This is a genomic window from Trinickia symbiotica, from assembly GCF_002934455.1.
Taxonomy (GTDB): domain Bacteria; phylum Pseudomonadota; class Gammaproteobacteria; order Burkholderiales; family Burkholderiaceae; genus Trinickia; species Trinickia symbiotica.
Map to the genome: position 1 here is coordinate 185,273 of NZ_PTIR01000007.1, position 19,406 is coordinate 204,678.

Below are 19,406 nucleotides of genomic sequence, written 5' to 3' on the forward strand. Positions count from 1 at the left end.
AAATTCGTCGGGCGCCGTCAACGTTCGTGCTCGGCGTACGGATCGGCGAAACCGAGTCCTCCAAGAATATCGGTTTCGAGCGCCTCCATCTCGCGCGCTTCGTCCTCCTGCTCGTGGTCGTACCCCTGCGCGTGCAGCGTGCCGTGCACGATCATATGCGCGTAGTGCGCCTCGAGCGCTTTGCCTTGCTCGGCCGCTTCTCTTTCGATGACGGGGCAGCAGACGACGATGTCGCCCGTGACCGGCTCGTCGGCGCTTTCCGCGTAAGCGAACGTCAGTACGTTCGTCGCATAGTCCTTGCCGCGATAGGTGCGATTGAGCAGACGGCCTTCGTCGGCATCGACGAAGCGCAGCGTCAGCTCGCCGTCGGCGAAGAGAGCCGACTTGATCCACTTCGCGACGCGCGCGCGCGTCAGCAGCGCCTTGTGGCGGGGATAAGCCGACGCTGCCGGGAATTGCAGCGCGAGCGTCAGCTTGGGCGTGTGGGTCGCGCTCATGTGGGCAAGCCGCCTCTGTCGTCGTCGCTTCGAAATGGCGCGCAACGCCATTGCCCGCGCCGGCGCCGCGGCATATGGGCGCTAACGATCGTCGCGCCCGGGCTTTTCCTGGTCGTCGTTTTTCGCATGTTTGTCATAAGCCTCGACGATGCGGGCAACGAGCGGATGACGCACGACATCGACACTCGTGAACCGCGTGAGCGCGATGCCGCGCACGTTCGCGAGCACCTGCTGCGCTTCGATGAGCCCGCTTTTTGCCCCGCGCGGCAGGTCGACCTGCGTCGTGTCGCCGGTGACCACCGCTTTCGAGCCGAAGCCGATGCGCGTGAGGAACATCTTCATCTGCTCGGGCGTCGTGTTCTGCGCTTCGTCGAGAATGATGAACGCATGATTGAGCGTACGGCCGCGCATGTAGGCGAGCGGGGCGATCTCGATCATCTGCCGCTCGAACATCTTGGCCGTCTTGTCGAAGCCGAGCAGATCGTATAGCGCGTCATAAAGCGGGCGCAGATACGGATCGACCTTCTGCGCGAGGTCGCCCGGCAGGAAGCCGAGGCGCTCGCCCGCTTCGACGGCCGGCCGCGTGAGCACGATGCGCTTCACCTGATCGCGCTCGAGCGCGTCGACCGCGCAGGCCACGGCGAGATAGGTCTTGCCCGTGCCGGCCGGCCCGACGCCGAACGTCACGTCGTGCGAAACAATCTGTTTGAGGTATTCGCGCTGGTGCGGCGTACGCCCGCGCAGATCGGCCCGGCGCGTATAGAGCTTGGGCCCGAGCTCTTCCAGATCCTCGTCGTCGAGCCCCGCCGGCTCGTCGAACGGGTGATCGGGGTCATAGCGGACGCCCGCCGCCTCGAGCGGTTCGTCGGCCATGCCCGCGCCACGGTTGCCGGGATGGCGTGCCTCGACGAGGGCGAGTTGAATGTCGTCGACCGATAGCGGCTCGCGCGCGCGATTGTAGAAGTTCTCGAGCGCGCCGAGCGCAACCTTGGCGCCGCGCCCGCGGATCGCGATCCGGTGCCCGCGGCGCTGCAGCGTCACATCGAGTGCCTGCTCGATCTGCCGCAGATTCTCGTCGAGCGGTCCGCAAAGGTTGGCAAGGCGCGCATTGTCGTCGCGCGGTGCGTTGAATTCCAGGGGCTGGGCTGTTTTCAAGGTCAAACGGTTGTCCCGAACGGTAGTCCTGAAAGAGGATTCTCAATGCGCCGCGAGATCGGCATCGGCGAGCAGGAGCTCGCCGCGCAGCGAGTGCGGATAAGCATGACCGATGCGCACGTCGATCATTTGCCCGATGAGGCGCGCGTGCGCCGCGGGCGGCGCCGGAAAGTTCACGACGCGATTGTTTGCCGTGCGTCCGGCGAGCTCGGTCGGATCCTTGCGCGACGGTCCCTCGACGAGAATGCGCTCGATGCCACCCACCATCGACTGGCTGATCCGCGCGGCGTTGCCATCGATCGTCGCCTGCAGGTGTTGCAGGCGCTTCAGCTTCACTTCCCGCGGCGTATCGTCGTGCAGGTTCGCGGCCGGCGTGCCGGGGCGCGGGCTGTAGATGAACGAAAAGCTCGTGTCGTAATTCATCTCGTCGACGAGCGCCATCGTCTTGGCGAAATCGGCTTCAGTCTCGCCTGGAAAGCCGACGATGATGTCGGTCGAGAGCGACAGGTCGGGGCGGATCGCGCGCAGCCGGCGGATCACCGATTTGTACTCGAGCACCGTGTAGCCGCGCTTCATCGCCATGAGGATGCGGTCGGAGCCGTGCTGCACCGGCAAGTGCAGGTGCGAAACGAGCTTGTCGACCTTCGCGTAGGTGTCGATGAGGCGCTGCGTGAACTCTTTGGGGTGCGAGGTCGTGTAGCGAATCCGCTCGATGCCGGGCATGTCGGCGACATATTCGATCAGCGTGGCGAAGTCGGCGATCTCCGGGCAGCCCGCCGTGAGCGGTCCGCGGTACGCGTTGACGTTCTGGCCGAGCAGCGTCACTTCACGCACGCCCTGGTCGGCGAGGCCGGCGATTTCAGTCAGCACGTCGTCGAGCGGGCGCGACACTTCCTCGCCGCGCGTGTATGGCACGACGCAGTAGCTGCAGTACTTGCTGCAGCCTTCCATGATGGAGACGAACGCGCTCGGACCTTCGACGCGCGCGGGCGGCAGATTGTCGAACTTCTCGATCTCGGGAAACGAAATGTCGACTTGCGCCCGCCCCGTCGCGCGGCGCGCGCCGATCATCTGCGGCAGGCGATGCAGCGTCTGCGGCCCAAAGACCAGATCGACATAAGGCGCGCGCGCAACGATGGCCGCGCCTTCCTGGCTGGCGACGCAGCCGCCGACGCCGATCAGCAGATCGGGGTTCGCTTCCTTGAGCTCGCGCACGCGGCCCAGATCCGAGAAGACCTTTTCCTGCGCTTTTTCACGCACCGAGCACGTATTGAAGAGGATGACGTCGGCCTCTTCGGGCGTATCCGTCTTGACGAGGCCTTCCGCCTGCCCGAGCACGTCGATCATCTTGTCGGAGTCGTACTCGTTCATCTGGCAGCCGAAGGTCTTTACATACACTTTTTTGGTCATGAAGTCGCCGATCGCAGTGGTTGACCTGGGGGCGGTGAAATTCGAAAAATAAGGGCGCGATCTCGGCCGGCCGGACCGGCACGCCACGCCACGCTCCGCATAGCCCTTGATTATAGCCCTTTAGGTTGCCGTCCTCGGCTCGGGGAGCGTGCGTCCGGCACCTCGGCGCCATCGCAATCGCAAAAGAGTGAGTCGTAGATGAGCATGGGGCGCATCCCTGGAGGCGGCCGACCTCGCGGGATGCTTTTTTGTTTGATGAGGCCCCATGACACGTAGATTGCGCGGTCCTGCTCTACCTTTCGTCGAGCGGGTCGGGGCTCGTTGTTCGCGGCGTCAATGCATGTGCATATAGACCCACGATGCCATCGCTCCGCCCGCGAGCGGCCCGCATACAGGGATCCACGCATAGCGCCAGTCGCTCCCGCGTTTGCCCGGAATCGGCAGCAGCGCATGCATGAGGCGCGGCGCCAGATCGCGCGCCGGACTCATCGCGTAGCCGGTCGGCCCGCCCAGCGAGATGCCGATGCCGAGCACGAGCAGGCCGACGGGCAGTGCGTCGAGTGCGCCGAGGCCCACCTGCGGTGAGGCCAGATAGAGCACGCCGAGAATCAGCACGAACGTGCAGATCATTTCGGTCACGACATTGTGCGGCACGCTGCGGATCGCCGGCGCAGTGCAGAAGCAGGCGAGCTTGACGTCGGGATCGTCGGTCTTCGAAAAGTGTTGCCGGTAGGCGAGCCAGACCAGGAAGGCACCCGCCATCCCGCCGAGCATCTGCGCCGCCACGTAGCCGGGCACCTTGCTCCAGGCGAATTTGCCGGCGAGCGCGAGACTCACGGTGACGACCGGGTTCAGGTGAGCGCCGCTGAACGAAGCCGTGACGTATACGGCAACGAACACGACCATTGCCCAGCCCCAGACGATGACGATGAGATCGGCGCCCTTGCCCTTCGTGCGCGCGAGCAACACATTGGCAACGGCGCCGTTGCCGAGCAGCACGAGCAGCGCCGTGCCGACGAATTCAGCAATGAGAGGTGACATGGTTGTCTCCGGAATGGCATTCGTTGGTATCGAGTCGCGGGTTGGGGCGATGCCGCCCGCGCTTGCTTTTTTGTCGTTCGGATCGGCTGCTCTTCGGTCGCACGGCCCATGCGATCGGTGAGCGGGGCTCGGCCGTCCGCCGGCGCGAGTCAGGTGGCGTCCGCCCAGGCTTTCGCGGCCGCGACCGCGCGTTGCCAGCCGGCCAGGCACTCGCGCGCCGCTCCTCGCTCCATCGCCGGCGAGAAACGCTTGTCGAGCTGCCACTGGCTCTCGAGCTCGCCGATGTCTTTCCAGTACCCGACTGCCAGCCCGGCGAGATAGGCGGCGCCGAGCGCCGTCGTCTCGCTGACGCGCGGGCGCACGGCCGCCACGCCGAGCAAGTCGGCCTGAAACTGCATGAGCAGATCGTTCGCGCAGGCGCCGCCGTCGACACGCAATTCGCCCACGCGGATACCCGAATCGGCTTGCATGGCCGTCAGCACGTCGACTGACTGGTAGGCGATCGAATCGAGCGCCGCGCGCGCGAGGTGTGCGCTCGTCGTGCCGCGCGTTACGCCGAACACGGTGCCGCGCGCTCGCGGGTTCCAATGAGGCGCGCCGAGGCCGGCGAAGGCCGGCACCAGGTACACGCCGTCGCAATGCGGCACGCTCGCGGCGAGCGCTTCCACTTCGCTCGCCGACTTGATGATGCCGAGACCGTCGCGCAGCCACTGAACCACGGCCCCCGCGATGAAGATGCTGCCTTCGAGTGCGTAGTCGACACGATCGCCGATCTTCCAGGCGAGCGTGGTAACAAGGTTGTTCTTCGATTCGATCGGCTTCGCGCCCGTGTTCATGACGAGAAAGCAGCCGGTGCCGTAAGTGTTCTTCACCATGCCCGACTTCGTGCACATTTGCCCGAAGAGGGCGGCGTGCTGATCGCCCGCGATGCCCGCGAGCGGAATCTTCGAGGCAAAGACGGTCGTCACCGTCGGCCCGTAGACCTCGGACGAGGACCGCACTTCGGGCAGCATGCTGCTGGGGATATCGAGCGCTTCGAGCAGGTCGCCATCCCATTGCAGCGTATGGATGTTGAATAGCATCGTGCGGGAGGCGTTCGTCACGTCGGTGACGTGCAGCGCGTGCTTCGTGAAGTTCCAGACGAGCCAGCTGTCCACGGTGCCGAATGCGAGCTTGCCTTGCTTGGCTTTTTCGCGCGCGCCCTCGACGTTATCGAGAATCCAGCGGATTTTCGTTGCCGAGAAGTAGGCGTCGATCGGCAACCCAGTCTTCGCGCGGACCTTGGCCTCCAGCCCTTGTGCTTTGAGTGTGTCGCAGAGCTCGGCCGTGCGGCGGTCCTGCCAGACGATCGCGTTGTGGATGGGCTGGCCCGTCTCGCGATCCCAGACGATCGTCGTCTCGCGCTGATTCGTGATGCCGATCGCGGCGATCGAGCCGCCGTTCAAGCCTGCGCGCGTGACGGCTTCGGCCGCGACGCCGGCCTGCGTCGACCAAATCTCCTGCGGATCGTGCTCGACCCAGCCGGGCCGGGGGTAAATCTGCGTGAACTCCTTTTGGGCGACGGAGACGATATTGCCCATTCGGTCGAAGACCATCGCGCGCGAACTGGTCGTGCCTTGATCGAGCGCAAGAATGTATTGGTCCTGCATTGTCTGCCCTCCATGTGATTGTCGTCATTCGCCGCGGCCCGCGTGCGGCGTGTGTTTGCTCCGGCCGCGCTTTGCGCGCCGCCGGTTACTGCGAAAAAACGGAATCCCGCGAAGCGCTGTCACGCGACCGGGATCGGGTGAACCACGTGTCGATCCGCGATCGCACCGCGTCGAGCGTGCCCGGCGCGAGATGAAGACCGAGCTTCGAACGGCGCCAGAGCACGTCGTCGGCGCAGCGCGCCCACTCCGTGCCGCTCAGATAGGCCAGTTCGCGCTCGTACAGCCCGGGCGCCAGCTCGGCCCCGAGATCGGAGAGCGAGCGCGCCTCGCCGATCATGCGCTCGGCCCGGGTGCCGTAAGCTCGCGCATAGCGGTGCGCAAGCTCCGCCGGAAGCCAAGGATGCCCGCTCGCGAAGCGTGCTGCAAACCGATCGAATTGCCCGTTCGCGATGTCGCCGCCCGGCAGCGCCGCACCCGCCGTCCATCCGGGCGCGCGGTGGTCGAGCGCCTCGCCGAGGAGGTCCACGGCCTCTTCGGCGAGCTTGCGAAACGTCGTGATCTTGCCCCCGAAGACTGACAACAGAGGGGCGTCTGGTCCGCTCGCGTTCGTGCCGGTATCGATCTCGAGCCGGTAGTCGCGCGTGACGGCCGACGGGTCGGCGGCGCCTTCCTCCTCGAGGAGCGGCCGCACGCCCGAGTAGCTCCAGCAGACGTCGGCCGGTGCGATCTTGCGCTTGAAGTAGCGATTGATCGATTCGCAGAGGTAGCGTATCTCCGCGTCGTCGATCGCGACTCGGGCTGGATCGTCGTGATACTCGACGTCCGTCGTGCCGATCAGTGTGAACTCACGCTCGTAGGGGATCGCGAAGATGATCCGCTTGTCGGGGTTTTGAAATATGTACGCGTGATCGTGCTCGAAGAGGCGCCGCGTCACGATATGACTGCCCTTGACCAGTCGCACGGTATGCTGTGCGCCGCGCCCTAGCGCCTCGTGCAGGACCTGGCCGACCCACGGCCCCGCCGCGTTCGCGAGTGCGCGGGCACGGACGGCCAGCCGCGTGCCGTCGGCGCGCTCGAGCTCGGCTTGCCATTCGCCTCCGGCACGGACGGCTCTGACCAGCTTCGTGCGGGTTTCAATCGCGGCCCCGCGTTCGCTCGCATCGAGCGCGTTCAGCACGACGAGCCGCGCGTCGTCGACCCAGCCGTCGGAGTAGACGAACCCGCGGTCGATCGAATCGACGAGCGGCGCTCCGGCCGGATGACGGCGCATGACGATGCCGCGCGAGCCCGGCAGCAGCTCGCGCCGCGCGAGGTGGTCGTAGAGGAAAAGCCCGGCGCGAATCAGCCACGCCGGACGCAGATTCGGCATATGCGGCATCACGAAGCGCAACGGGCGGATGATGTGCGGTGCGGCGCGCAATAGTGTCTCGCGCTCCTTCAACGCTTTCCGAACGAGCGAAAACTCCTTGTATTCGAGGTAGCGCAGCCCGCCGTGAATGAGCTTCGTGCTCGACGACGACGTATGCCCGGCGAGATCGTCCTGTTCGACGAGCAGCACGGCGAGCCCGCGCCCCGCGGCGTCTCGCGCGATTCCTGCTCCGTTGATGCCGCCGCCGACGACGAGCAGATCGTATCGCGCCCCTTCCCTCAGTTCTGTCACTCGCTCACCTCTTTGCCTGGCCATCTGCATGGCCGCGATTCGCCGGTATGGGAAAGCGTAGCGAACGCGTCATGTTCGTTTTCGAAATCTATCGAACATTTTCGAAAAAGTAAAGGGAATGACTCGTGCGCCGCGGGTTTGAGCGGCGCGCATGCCGTCAGCGCGCGAGGGTGTGTGCGGCGCTACTATGACGAAAACTGCGAAGAGGTGGACGATGCGAGGATTCGGATGGTGCGGTGTGGCGCTGGCGGTCGTGCTCGCTACGGGATGCGCGGCGGGCGTGGCCGGATTCGGCGCGCCGCCGCTCTCGGCGCTGCAGGCGCAATGCGGCGTGCAGGCGGACTACGGTGCGGATGCGCCGGCCGTCTATTCCGCGCTGCTCGACGCCTATGTCGGCTATCGGCACCGCCGCGTGACACAGGCCGACTTTTGCGCGTTTCAAAACTCCATTGCCGAGCGGCATGCGGCGCTGGTCGCGGGCGGTTCGGATGCCCGGCCGGCCTGGGCGGAATTTTTCAACGAGGCGCGCGTGAAGGCGATCAATTGGCGCGCGGCCGTGGATCCGTCGCTGCGCGGAGGCTAGGGGTGAACTGAAGGGCGCAGGGGAGCGGTTCCACCCAAATCCGAGCGCGCCGCATCGCGGCGAGCGCGCTACCGGCCTGAGCAGACCACGGGATCGGGCCTACGATGGCGCCGCACGTAAGCCCGCCTTTCGGCGCGGTGCGCCGCAAGGCTTCGAAAGCGGGTGAAACCGGTGGAACCTACGACAGGCGTTTGATTGCTTTGACCGCAGAATCGCCCGATTCGGTCAGGCGCAATTCGCGGTGGCCCGAGGCGAGGCTCTCGAGACGCACGAGTTGATGCTCGAGGAGTGCATCGAGTTCTTCTCGGTCCATATCGACTTGGTTCGGGGCATCCTTCACGAGTAGCAACGTAGCGAATTCATGCGGACTCAGCATTTCGTTCTCTCCATGCATGGGCAATCGAATTGCCGCGGCGGCCGCGTTTGCGGTTGCCGTCGAACTCCACCTTGGCGGAAGAGGGAGACATCGCGGCGCTTGAACGCGGTCATGCGCCGGGGAACTGCAGTGTAGTCAAGGGGAGTGCCTTATCCAAATCGTCCCCTGATAATTTTCCGTTTGACAATTGATCGGGGCCAAAGCGGTTTGCCGTCCGTGGCAATTTCGCGAAAGTACTTCAAGTTTCGCGTGCGCCGCAGCATGATATGGCGGCGGCACGCGCCGCTCACTGCGGCTCGGCGATATACACCTGGGTGCCGGCGGCTTTGATCGCCTCGTCCATTTCCGGCGGGACCGGCCCATCGGTGAAAAGTGCGTCGACCTGGTTCAGGTGACCCTGCCGGACGAGCGCGGGGCGGCCGAATTTCGAGTGGTCGGCGGCCAGGAATACCGTGCGCGCGTGTTCGATGATGGCCTCGGCCACGCGAACCTCGCGCGTGTCGAAATCGCGCAGCGTCCCATCGGTCTCGATGCTCGAGGTGCCGATGATCGCGAAGTCGACCTTGAACTGGCGAATGAAATCGATGGCGAGCTCGCCGACGATCCCCTTGTCCCAGGGTCTCACGATGCCTCCGGTGACGAGCACCTCGCATTCCGGGTAGCCGCTCATCATGTTGGCGACGTTGAGGTTGTTCGTGATGACGCGCAATCCGCGGTGACGGTTCAGTGCGCGCGCGACTTCCTCGGTGGTCGTGCCGAGGTTGATGAAAAGCGATGCCTGATCGGGGATATGGGTGGCGACGAGCGCTGCGATGCGGCGCTTTTCGTCATGGAACATTCGCTGACGGGCCGTGTAGGAGACGTTTTCCGAGCTCGTCGGCAGGCTTGCACCGCCGTGGTAGCGGCGCAAGAGATTCATGTCCGCGAGCCAGTTGACGTCGCGGCGAATTGTCTGCGGCGTCACATCGAAATGCGAGGCTAGATCCTCCACGGTGACGAAGCCGTCGCGCTGGACCCATTCGAGCAGTTCCTGTTGGCGCGCATTGAGGCTCAGGCGGGGGTCTCGGGTCATGGTGGGCGGCGTTCGCATTGGGCAAATTGAGGTGCGTATTGTAAGACGAGCGCGTTCTTGGACGAGCGCGTTCCAGGGCGAGCGTCAAAGGGCGAGCGTCAAAGGGCGAGCGTCAAAGGGCGAGCGTCAAAGGGCGAGCGTCAAAGGGCGAGCGCGCGGGGCGACGTTGCGCGCTCTCTTTCGTAATACGCCGAAAGACGTATGCACCCATCGCCGGCCGATCGAGGTGATCAGGGCCGGAACCGGCGATACGCTTCGGCGGTCATTGGAGTGTGCCGAAGCACTTTCGTCCAACTCCGGCTAACATGCCGGCATAAGGTTTAATTAACTGAAGCGCCGCATTGGATTTCCTGCACGCATAGGCGGGCCCGAGGCTTGCCTGAAATACGTCTTGGGAAATCTCTCGATTGGGTATTCGCGCGAGTTGACCGGCGCGCGGCCGACCCCATGGGACGCGGCTTTGGGAGCTCAATGCAATGACGTACACGGACTCCACGCATGTGATGCCCTGGCGCATCGAGGACATCGATTTGACCCGGATCGACCGCCAACGCGCGGCCGCGAACGAAGACTTGCTGCTGCTTTTGTGCGCGGCTTCGTTCATTGAAAGCGGTTCCGATCTGTACACGAGCAACCTCACGTCCTACTTCGACGACGATCCCGAAGTCTCGGCCTGGCTCAACCATCAGTGGGAGCCCGAGGAGTTGCAGCACGGACGCGCCTTGAAGGCCTACATCGCGTACGTTTGGCCCGAATTCGACTGGGACACCGCCTTTCGCAACTTCTTCGACGAATACTCGCGGACCTGCTCGGTCGAAGAGTTCGAGAAGACGCGCGCGCTCGAGATGGTGGCGCGCTGCGTCGTCGAGACGGGCACGGCCACGCTTTACCGCGCGATCAACGAGTGCTCGGATGAGCCTGTGCTGAAGGAGATCACCGACAACATCCGGACCGACGAAGTCCGCCATTACAAGCACTTCTTCAAATACTTCAAGAAGTACAACAAGGTCGAAGGCAACGGCCGGCTGGCCGTCCTTGGCGCGTTGATGCGCCGTGTGATGGAGATCAAGAGCGAGGATTCCGAGATCGCATTGCGGCACGTTTTTGCGATCCGCTACCCCGAGCGCGTGCACGATACGGCTTACAACCGCGAGCGCGCGGCGCGCATCAACGCGCTCGTGCGTCGCAATCTGTCGGCTGAAATGTGCGTGAAGATGCTGCTGAAGCCGCTCGACCTTCCCGCGCGCATTCAGCCCGGCGTCCACTACCCGCTTGCGAAAATCACGCAGCATGTGTTTTTTCGATAGGGTGTCCGGAGCACGCAGATGAGCGATCCTTCCTCTCGAGCGCGTGCACTCGAGTCGCAAGTCTTCGACGAATGGCCGTCCGAGTTGCGCGCGTTGTTCGACGGGACGGCGCTCGCCCGTGAGACCGGCTTTACGGCATCGCTCGTGACGGTCGATGCCAACGGGCACCTGCGCACCTCGCTCCTGAGCCTCGGCGAACTCTATGCGCCGGATGCGCGGACGCTTTCATTTTCGCTATGGCCGGGTGCGCGCGCCGCACGCGCGCTGACCGCGCAGGCGGCAAAGGGCTCTGCTCGCGCCGCGCTGACGTTCGTTCACGATGCGGCGTTTTATCAGGTGCAATTGAACGTCGATATCCTGCCCGACGACGGCGAGCTGGCTTCCTTCCAAGCCTCGATCGATACGGGGGAGCTGCAGCGCGTCGCCTATGCGCGGCTCACGGGCGGAATCGCTTTCGAGCTCGCCGACGAAAGCCGCGATGCCGTGCTCGACCGTTGGCGGAGCCAGGTCGATCGCCTGCGGCTCGCGGCGCAAAACCGACGAGCCGCGCGGGGAGCGAGCGGCGATTGATGGCGGTTGCGGTTAGTCGCCGCTGGCGGCTGAAGGCCGCGACCGGCCGCCGAGCAGTGCGCCAGGATTGCTTGCACGCTGGTCTCGTCCGCGTGGTTCCATCTCCTGCCTCTTATTGCGGCCGTCGGGTTTGCGCGTATCGGTGCCCGGCGCTGCATTCGGGTTCCCGCTGCGAGCGGGGCCGCGACCATGCTTGTCGCTTTCGGCGCCGCGCTTTGCATCCGGCCGCTTGGCGTCCGGGCGCGTCGAATCGGGGCGCTTCGCGTCAGCACGCTTCGGGTCCGCGCGCTTGGCGTCCGGGCGCGTCGAATCGGGGCGCCTCGCGTCAGCACGCTTCGGGTCCGAGCGCTTGGTGTCGCCCCGCTTTGCATCGACCCGCTTGGTATCGACACGGTTGGCATCGCTCGTCTGCCCGCCGCGAGTTTCGGCGCGCGGCGCGGCACGACCGCTTGCTGGCTCTTTCGCTCGCGCCGGTTGCGGCCGGCTTTGGTCCGAGCGCGGCTGACGATTCGTGCCGCCTTGGTTGCGACGCGGCTGGATCGGCTCCGGTTTGGCGGTCGGATCGGGTTCGAAGCCCGGGATCACTTCCTGGGGCACCGCGCGCTTGATCAGCTTTTCGATGTCCTTCAGCAATTGCCGCTCGTCGACGCACACGAGTGAAACCGCCTCGCCCGTGGCGCCTGCGCGGCCCGTGCGGCCGATCCGGTGCACATAGTCCTCGGGCACGTTCGGCAGATCGAAGTTGACGACGTGGGGAAGTTGATCGATATCGATGCCGCGCGCGGCGATATCCGTGGCGACGAGCACTTGCAGCGTGCCATCCTTGAATTCGGCAAGCGCACGGGTGCGCGCGGACTGGCTCTTGTTGCCGTGAATGGCGAGCGCGCTCACGCCATCCTTCGTCAACTGCTCGGCGAGTCGGTTCGCGCCGTGCTTCGTGCGCGTAAACACGAGGACCTGAAACCAATTGCGCGTTTTGATCAGATGCGTGAGCAGCTCCCGCTTGCGTTCGCGATCGACGGGGTAGATCGTTTGCGTGACGAGCTCGGCCGTCGTATTACGGCGGGCCACCTCGATCAGCGCGGGCGCTTGGAGCAGACTGTCGGCCAGCGCCTTGATCTCGTCGGAGAACGTGGCCGAGAACAGCAGGTTCTGGCGCTTCTTCGGCAACTGAGCGAGCACGCGCTTGATGTCGTGAATGAAGCCCATGTCGAGCATGCGGTCGGCCTCGTCGAGCACGAGGATTTCGAGCCGCGACACGTCGATCGTCTTTTGCTGCATGTGATCGAGCAGCCGGCCGGGCGTCGCGACGACGAGATCGACGCCGCGCTTGAGTGCCTCGATCTGCGGGTTGATGCCCACGCCGCCGAAGAGCACCGTCGACTTGAGCTTCAGGTATTTGCCATAGGCGCGCACGCTGGCTTCGACTTGCGCGGCCAGTTCGCGCGTCGGCGTCAGGATCAGTGCGCGCACCGGACGGGCCGCTCGCGCGCCGCTCTCGTGACCGGTGGACGAGCGGGAGAGACGCTCGAGGATCGGCAGCGTGAAGCCGGCCGTTTTGCCCGTGCCGGTCTGCGCGCCGGCGAGCAGATCGCCGCCTTCGAGAACGGCGGGAATCGCCTGCTTTTGTATTGGCGTCGGCGAAGTGTAGCCGAGCTCTTGGACGGCCCGTACCACTGGTTCGGACAGGCCGAGGGAATCGAATGACATAGCGTTATCTTTACGAGAGGCGCGACGCGTGACTCACGCGTCATCGCCAAAAAGGCGAGGGCGCGGCCGCGGTTGCCCGCGTGGCCGCGCCCTCGCGCATCATGGGCTCAATCGAGCGGTGCGGAGCGCAGGTCGCTCACTTGTTGCGGCGAGACCGGCGTGCCGTGGTTGCCCCACGACATACGGATATACGTGACCACAGCCGCGACTTCCTGGTTCGACAGAGCCTGAGCGAACGGCGGCATGCCGTACGGCTTCGGATTGCCACCCGTGCTCGGCGGATAGCCGCCGTTCAGCACCATGCGGATCGGGTTCACGGCCGAAGGCATCTGGATCGACTGGTTGTTCGCGAGCGGCGGGTATGCCGGCGGCTTGCCGAGGCCGTTGTCGGCGTGGCACTTCGCGCAGTTGTCCTTGTAGATCTTCTGGCCCTGGTCGAGCAGCTCGCTGCCGAACTTCTGAGACGTTTCGTACTGCATCGTCTCGGGCGCTTCGCTCTTCTGCGGGATCGTCTTCAGGTACGTCGCCATCGCGCGGACATCGTCGTCCGACAGATACTGCAGGCTGTTGTGGACGACCTCGGCCATTGGCCCGAACACGGCGCCGCGCTCGGAGACACCGGTCTTGAGCAGGCTGGCGATGTCCTTGATGTCCCAATCGCCGAGACCCGCTTCCTTGTTCGACGTGAGCGACGGCGCATACCAGTTCTGCAGCGGGATCAGCCCGCCCGCGAATGCCGCCGAGTTGACCGGGCCGCCCATCATGTTGATCGACGTATGGCACATCGTGCAGTGCCCGAGACCCTCGACGAGGTAAGCGCCGCGGTTCCATTCGACCGATTTGGTCGGATCGTCCTTGTACTCGCCTTCACGGAAGAAGAGCGTGCGCCAGCCGATCAGCAGATTGCGGTTGTTGAACGGGAAGCGCAGCTCATGCGGGCGGCTCGGCACTTCCGCCGGCGGAACCGTGCGCAGGTACGCGTAGATCGCGTCGGAATCGGCGCGCGTCACCTTCGTGTAGCTCGCGAACGGGAACGCCGGATAGAGCAGGCTGCCGTCCTTCGAGCGGCCCGTGTGCAGGGCGCGATAGAAATCGTCGGCCGACCACTTGCCGATACCGTATTGATCGTCCGGGGTGATGTTGGGTGTGTAGAGCGTGCCGAACGGTGTCGCCATCGGCAGGCCGCCGGCGAATTGCTGGCCGCCGCGCACGGTGTGACAAGCGATACAGTCGCCGGCGCGGGCGAGGTATTCGCCGCGCTTGACGAGCGCGGCCTGATCGGCCGGCGTGGCCGCGACAGCCGCGCCGTTGTGCAGGTTATCGCCGCCCGACCAGAGGACGGAGCCGAGCGCCGCGGCCGCGACGACGACGGCCGTGAGGGCGAACAGGGACTTGCGTTTCATGTTTATGTCTCTCCTCGCGCTTATTGCGGTTCGCTGCCGCAGGCAAGCGGAGTCTTCATCGAGCGGGCCGGAGCCGGAACGGGGTTTTGGGGAGCGCGCTGCGTCGCGAGCCAGGCCGCGACGGCGTTGACGTCGTCGTCGGTCAGGCGCGTCGCGATTTCATGCATGCAGTCGGGCGCTTTCGCGTGACGCGTGCCCGAACGCCAGGCGCCCAGTTGCGCGCTGATGTAGTCCTGATGCAGACCGACGAGACCCGGGATGGCCGGCTCCATGCCCGTCAGCCCCTTGCCGTGGCAGGCCGCGCAGGCAGGGACGTTTTTCGACGGATCGCCGTTCAAGACGATCTGCTTGCCGCGCGCGAGCGTATCGGCCGAGACGGTCGGCTTCGACGGATCCGGGTAGGGCGGACGCTGCTTGGAGAAATAATCCGCAATCTGGTGCAGGTAGTCGTCCGAAAGGTACGTGACGAGGTAGTTCATCGGCGGATACTTGCGCCGGCCCTCGCGGAAATTCTGGAGCTGGTTGAACAGGTACTCGGCCGGTTTGCCCGCCAGACGCGGGAAGTAGTCATTATCGGTGCCCTGCCCGTGACTGCCGTGGCACGCCGTGCAACCCTGCACGCGCTGTTCCATCGTATCGGGGGCTTGGGGCTGCGTCTGCGCTTGCGCACTGATCGAGAGACCGATACCGCCAATCAGCAGAAGGGCGAGTAGCGGGCGGAAAATGCGTCTTGAAGACACGCGTAACTCCATCGTTATTCGTGGGACCTGCCGGACTTCGATCGGCCCGGTGGTGCTCTGTGATTGGCTCGTGACTGCCGGATGTGGGCTCGGTGCCTACGGTGCGGGACACCTTCCGGCCGGCGTGCTGCGGCGTTGCGACGCAGCATTCTAACATCGATGCCGGTCACGAGCTATTCGTTGCGCATGGCCGCGATACCGCATGACGCGTTCCCGCGACAATTTGCCGCGTCGGAGCCGTGCGCAGGGCTCATGCGGGATGGGTTGAGGGCTGCCTGCGGATCGTGTTGGTATCAAAGCCGATGCGTGCTTCATTCGCAATGGATCGTCCGTGAACTCACGTCGTCGGCCGAGGTCTGCCGACAGCGTACACTCTCGCCTGGCGCGCGAGGCGAGTGTCGCGGCATGCGCGACGCCTCCGCGCTTTTCGTCTTCCTGTCGTTTTTCTTTCCATTGGCCGCTCATGAAGCTTGTTCGTCAGTCCTCCCGCGTGCCCTGCGGCATGCTGTCGCATCCAGACGCCGTTCCCGTATCGCCGGTCTTCGCGGGGTACGCCGACCGATGAATCTCGACGGATTGCTGATCGGGCAGGCCACGCTGGCCGCATTGATGAATATCGCTTTTGCGTTCGTCGTCGGCTCGGTGCTTTTCGAGCGGTGGCTGGCGGGGGATGGCGCCGGGGTGCGCAATGCGTCATCGCATTCGGCCTGGCATCGGGCACGCTCGTCCATCGTCGCCGCCGCGTTCGTCCTCGTGCTCGCCGACGGCGGCTGGCTGGTCTACGAGGCTGCCTCGATGAGCGGCGCGGGGTTGGTCGACGGCGTGGCCTACCTGCCAGACGTACTCGTGAAGACGCACGTCGGCCACGCCTGGTGCGTGGCGTTCGGCGGGGCGGCCGTGCTCGTTATCGCGGCTTGCATGTATCGTGGCGGGCCCTTCGGCCGATTCGCGATGGGGCTCGCGGCGCTGGCTTGCGCATCCGGTGCCGCGCTACTCGGCCATGCAGCCGATGCGGGCGTGCTCTCGTTCGCGGCGGCGACGCAAGTTTTGCACGTGCTGTCGACGGCGGTGTGGGGCGGGCTCGTGTTGGCCGGTGGCTTCGTGGTGCTGCCCGCGCTCGACGCGTCGACGACGCGCGGCGCCATGATCCGCGTGGCCGGTTTTGTGTCGACGACTTCAGTCGTCGCGCTCGTCGTCGTTGCGGCGACGGGCCTCGTCAGCGCGGAGCGCGGCCTCGGCGGCACGCTCACCGCGCTGCGCACGAGCACCTGGGGCCATGTGTTGGCGCTCAAGGCCGCACTCGTGTTGTTCGCCATCGTGCTCGGCGGGCTCAACCGGATATCGGTGTTGCCGCGCTTGCGCCGCTCGGCCTCGACGGCTGATGCGCACACGTTCAACAATGTGCTGCATCTCGAGGCGTTCGTGATACTGGGCGTGTTCATCGCGGCGGCGGTGCTTGCGCTTACGCCGCCTGCGTGAAGCCGAACCCGGCTGCGGCGGCGGTCGTCCACGATGGCGGCGCGGCGCCTGCCGGACGTTGCGTTCGCGCCGTGCTTGGCGCCTATTCGTAACCCAGCTTGTGGCTCACGATCGGCGCGCAAAACAGCGCGATCGCGCAGCCGATGACTTTGCCTTCGAGCTCGGCGGTTGCTGCGGATACGAGGTACGCATGCGAGAGCAGATCGACGATCTGCGGGGCGCAATAAAGAACGGCCGCGGCGATGCCAGCCTTGTCGACCAAAGCGACATGCCAGCCGCGGCGTAAAGCAAACGCCGCGGCCAGCACGCGCAGCACGCCGAAGATCACGAGCGCGCCCACCGCCATTTGTTCCCGGATTAAATAGTCCGGCAGATACTCCGCCATGGCGGCCTCTCCCTGATTGGTCGTTTTGCGGTGACACTTTGCAAAACGCAGGCCAGGTCGGGTACCGCGGATGCCGAGGGGTGCGCTCGAAGGCGCGCTGCCTGATGGGGCGAGGCGTTGCGGGAAGACGCGCGATTCGCGCAACGCTCGGCGGGCGACCGGTTCGACCAGGATTGCCCGCGGCGTTACGTCCTTCGCGTTACGTGTTACGGCCGCACGGTGACGGCTTTTCGATTACCACTCGGCGACGCTGCCGTCCTCGTGGCGCCAGACCGGATTGCGCCAGCGATGACCGACCTTCGCCATTTCGCGCACCTTCGCTTCGTCGACTTCGATGCCGAGCCCCGGCCCTTGCGGGATCGATACAAAGCCGTCTTCGTATTTGAAGACCTCCGGGTTGCGGATGTAGTCGAGGAGGTCGTTGCCCTGGTTGTAGTGAATGCCGAGGCTTTGTTCCTGGATGAACGCGTTGTAGCTGACCGCGTCGATCTGCAGGCAAGCCGCGAGCGCGATCGGTCCGAGCGGGCAGTGCAGTGCGATGGCCACGTCATAGGCTTCGGCCATGGTCGCGATCTTGCGGCATTCGCTGATGCCGCCGGCATGCGAGGCGTCGGGCTGAAGGATGTCGACGTAACCGCCCGCGAGGATGTTCTTGAAGTCCCAGCGCGAGTAGAGCCGCTCGCCGAGCGCGATCGGCGTGTTGGTCTGGTTGACGATGTCGCGCAACGCTTCCGCGTTCTCGGAAAGCACCGGCTCTTCGATGAAGAGCAGCTTGTACGGATCGAGCTCTTTCGCGAGCACTTTCGCCATCGGCTTGTGAATGCGGCCGTGGAAATCCACGCCGATGCCGACGTGCGGGCCAACGGCCTCGCGCACGGCGGCGACGTTCGCGATGACGCGCTCGACTTTGTCGTAGGTATCGACGATCTGGACTTCCTCGGAGCCGTTCATCTTGAGCGCCTTGAAGCCGCGCTCGACGACCGCGCGCGCGTTGTTCGCGACGTCGCTCGGGCGGTCACCGCCGATCCATGAATAGACCTTGATCCGATCGCGAACCTGCCCGCCGAGCAGCGCGTGCACCGGTACGCCGTGGTGCTTGCCCTTGATATCCCATAGCGCCTGGTCGATGCCGGCGATCGCGCTCATCGAGATCGGACCGCCGCGATAGAAGCCGGCCCGGTACATCACCTGCCAGTGATCTTCGATGGCGAGCGGATCTTTGCCGATCAGATAGTCGGCGAGCTCTTGGACGGCGGTTTCGACCGTATGCGCGCGGCCCTCGACGACGGGCTCGCCCCAGCCGACGATGCCCTCGTCGGTCTCGATCTTGAGGAACAGCCAGCGCGGCGGGACGACGAAAGTTTCGAGCTTGGTGATCTTCATGGGGGAGCGTTCTCCTGTCTCCAACGATTGCTATGACGATTGGCGGTATCCCCGGTGCCGACTTTGCGATTGCTCAGAGGCGACTGCGGTTGGAGACGAATCGTACACGAAATCGTTATGAAGTACTATTAATAGTACTACTAATCCTTATCTGACGCGGGGTTGCGCTTTTCCTGCATGTCGCGATAATCCCCGTCGTCGGCGCGGATTGAAAGGAAAGCGTCGGCATCCACGAGACCACACATTTGGGGAGAACGATCATTCAGCGCGATCTGCATGGGCGCGTCGCCTACCTGCTTGCGACCGGCATTCTGCGCGGCGACTACGCACCGGCATCGACGCTGCCGCGCGAAGCCGAGTTGATGGAGACATTCGGCGTCAGCCGCACGGTGTTGCGCGAGGCGCTGCGCACGCTGACATCGAAGGGGCTTGTCGAGTCGCGGCCGAAGGTCGGCACGCGCGTGCGGCCGCGCCACGCCTGGAACCTGCTCGACGCGGACTTGCTCGAGTGGTACTCGCAGGTGGCGCCGCCGCTCGAATTTGCGCTCAAGCTGCAGGAGATGCGCGAGATGGTGGAACCTTACGCTGCCGCGCTTGCGGCGCGTGCGCAAACGGACGAGGCGATGGGCGCGCTCGCCGACGCGCACGCGGCGATGGCGGCGGCGCGCAGTATCGACGAGTGGGTGCGGGCGGATCTGCGCTTTCACCTCGGGATCCTGGCCGCCAGCCGCAACGAGCTTCTGATGCCGCTAGGCTCGGTCATCGAGCGCACCCTCGAGGCGCAGTTGCGGCTCAACGCGAAGCGCGCCGACGTCTTCAACGCGGCGCTCGGCGAGCACACGGCCGTTTTCGATGCGATCCGCGCGCGCAACGTGGAGGCGGCGCGCGCGGCGATGGCCGGGCTGCTCGGCATGACAAGGCGGCGCATCGAGGCGTGAGGCAGTGGGTCGAGCCGGGCAGGGCGGCTCCTGGAATGACGGTTGCTC

Annotated in this window: 18 protein-coding genes; 5 read left to right on the plus strand and 13 right to left on the minus strand. The window is 65.1% G+C overall.

Annotated elements, in window-relative coordinates:
- Window positions 1-17: 17 nt before the first annotated feature.
- The 6 genes from ybeY to glpD form a co-directional block, all read right to left on the minus strand.
- The gene (gene ybeY / locus B0G57_RS12745) at window positions 18-497 is read right to left on the minus strand and encodes an rRNA maturation RNase YbeY (protein WP_018443739.1); all 480 of its coding nucleotides are present in this window, start codon (window positions 495-497) and stop codon (window positions 18-20) included.
- Between the two features lie 81 nt (window positions 498-578).
- Window positions 579-1,652: a PhoH family protein gene (locus tag B0G57_RS12750; protein WP_018443740.1), complete on the minus strand. Its 1,074-nt coding sequence runs from the start codon at window positions 1,650-1,652 to the stop codon at window positions 579-581.
- 42 nt (window positions 1,653-1,694) lie between these two features.
- A complete protein-coding gene (gene miaB / locus B0G57_RS12755) occupies window positions 1,695-3,062 on the minus strand; it encodes a tRNA (N6-isopentenyl adenosine(37)-C2)-methylthiotransferase MiaB (RefSeq protein WP_018443741.1) in 1,368 nt (455 codons plus the stop codon).
- A 333-nt stretch (window positions 3,063-3,395) separates the two neighbouring features.
- The gene (locus tag B0G57_RS12760; RefSeq protein ID WP_018443742.1) at window positions 3,396-4,103 is read right to left on the minus strand and encodes an MIP/aquaporin family protein; all 708 of its coding nucleotides are present in this window, start codon (window positions 4,101-4,103) and stop codon (window positions 3,396-3,398) included.
- 149 nt (window positions 4,104-4,252) lie between these two features.
- Window positions 4,253-5,752: a glycerol kinase GlpK gene (gene glpK, locus B0G57_RS12765; protein WP_018443743.1), complete on the minus strand. Its 1,500-nt coding sequence runs from the start codon at window positions 5,750-5,752 to the stop codon at window positions 4,253-4,255.
- Between the two features lie 85 nt (window positions 5,753-5,837).
- Entirely contained in the window at window positions 5,838-7,436 is a 1,599-nt protein-coding gene (glpD, locus tag B0G57_RS12770; protein WP_399277073.1) for a glycerol-3-phosphate dehydrogenase, read from the minus strand.
- A 163-nt stretch (window positions 7,437-7,599) separates the two neighbouring features.
- On the opposite strand from glpD, the gene B0G57_RS12775 reads away from it, so the two are divergent.
- Window positions 7,600-7,995 carry a hypothetical protein gene (locus B0G57_RS12775; RefSeq protein ID WP_399277071.1) on the plus strand — a complete coding sequence of 132 codons (396 nt, stop codon included), beginning with the start codon at window positions 7,600-7,602 and terminating at the stop codon, window positions 7,993-7,995.
- Window positions 7,996-8,173: 178 nt separating this feature from the next.
- Here B0G57_RS12775 and B0G57_RS12780 read toward each other — a convergent pair whose 3' ends face one another.
- Window positions 8,174-8,371, minus strand: a complete 198-nt coding sequence (locus tag B0G57_RS12780) for a hypothetical protein (RefSeq protein WP_026230241.1) — start codon at window positions 8,369-8,371, stop codon at window positions 8,174-8,176.
- Window positions 8,372-8,657: 286 nt separating this feature from the next.
- Window positions 8,658-9,443: a DeoR/GlpR family DNA-binding transcription regulator gene (locus B0G57_RS12785; RefSeq protein ID WP_018443747.1), complete on the minus strand. Its 786-nt coding sequence runs from the start codon at window positions 9,441-9,443 to the stop codon at window positions 8,658-8,660.
- A 476-nt stretch (window positions 9,444-9,919) separates the two neighbouring features.
- On the opposite strand from B0G57_RS12785, the gene B0G57_RS12790 reads away from it, so the two are divergent.
- Window positions 9,920-10,750 carry a ferritin-like domain-containing protein gene (locus B0G57_RS12790; protein WP_018443748.1) on the plus strand — a complete coding sequence of 277 codons (831 nt, stop codon included), beginning with the start codon at window positions 9,920-9,922 and terminating at the stop codon, window positions 10,748-10,750.
- An 18-nt stretch (window positions 10,751-10,768) separates the two neighbouring features.
- On the plus strand, window positions 10,769-11,320 hold the full coding sequence (locus B0G57_RS12795; RefSeq protein ID WP_018443749.1) for a hypothetical protein: 552 nt from the start codon (window positions 10,769-10,771) through the stop codon (window positions 11,318-11,320).
- A gap of 12 nt (window positions 11,321-11,332) precedes the next feature.
- On the opposite strand, the gene B0G57_RS12800 is transcribed toward B0G57_RS12795, so the two are convergent.
- From B0G57_RS12800 to B0G57_RS12810, 3 genes are all read right to left on the minus strand, one after another.
- Window positions 11,333-13,030 (minus strand): DEAD/DEAH box helicase, encoded by a 1,698-nt coding sequence (locus B0G57_RS12800; protein ID WP_020566547.1) that lies wholly within the window; start codon window positions 13,028-13,030, stop codon window positions 11,333-11,335.
- A gap of 107 nt (window positions 13,031-13,137) precedes the next feature.
- Complete coding sequence (locus B0G57_RS12805; protein ID WP_018443751.1) at window positions 13,138-14,433, minus strand: c-type cytochrome; 1,296 nt, start codon at window positions 14,431-14,433, stop codon at window positions 13,138-13,140.
- Between the two features lie 20 nt (window positions 14,434-14,453).
- Window positions 14,454-15,185 carry a c-type cytochrome gene (locus B0G57_RS12810; protein WP_018443752.1) on the minus strand — a complete coding sequence of 244 codons (732 nt, stop codon included), beginning with the start codon at window positions 15,183-15,185 and terminating at the stop codon, window positions 14,454-14,456.
- Window positions 15,186-15,734: 549 nt separating this feature from the next.
- On the opposite strand from B0G57_RS12810, the gene B0G57_RS12815 reads away from it, so the two are divergent.
- Window positions 15,735-16,652 carry a CopD family protein gene (locus tag B0G57_RS12815; protein WP_018443753.1) on the plus strand — a complete coding sequence of 306 codons (918 nt, stop codon included), beginning with the start codon at window positions 15,735-15,737 and terminating at the stop codon, window positions 16,650-16,652.
- Between the two features lie 82 nt (window positions 16,653-16,734).
- Here B0G57_RS12815 and B0G57_RS12820 read toward each other — a convergent pair whose 3' ends face one another.
- A complete protein-coding gene (locus B0G57_RS12820) occupies window positions 16,735-17,037 on the minus strand; it encodes a hypothetical protein (RefSeq protein ID WP_018443755.1) in 303 nt (100 codons plus the stop codon).
- Window positions 17,038-17,271: 234 nt separating this feature from the next.
- On the minus strand, window positions 17,272-18,420 hold the full coding sequence (gene dgoD, locus B0G57_RS12825; RefSeq protein ID WP_018443756.1) for a galactonate dehydratase: 1,149 nt from the start codon (window positions 18,418-18,420) through the stop codon (window positions 17,272-17,274).
- A 245-nt stretch (window positions 18,421-18,665) separates the two neighbouring features.
- Here dgoD and B0G57_RS12830 point away from each other — a divergent pair, with 245 nt between their 5' ends.
- Window positions 18,666-19,358, plus strand: a complete 693-nt coding sequence (locus B0G57_RS12830; RefSeq protein ID WP_018443758.1) for a FadR/GntR family transcriptional regulator — start codon at window positions 18,666-18,668, stop codon at window positions 19,356-19,358.
- Window positions 19,359-19,406: the final 48 nt, after the last annotated feature.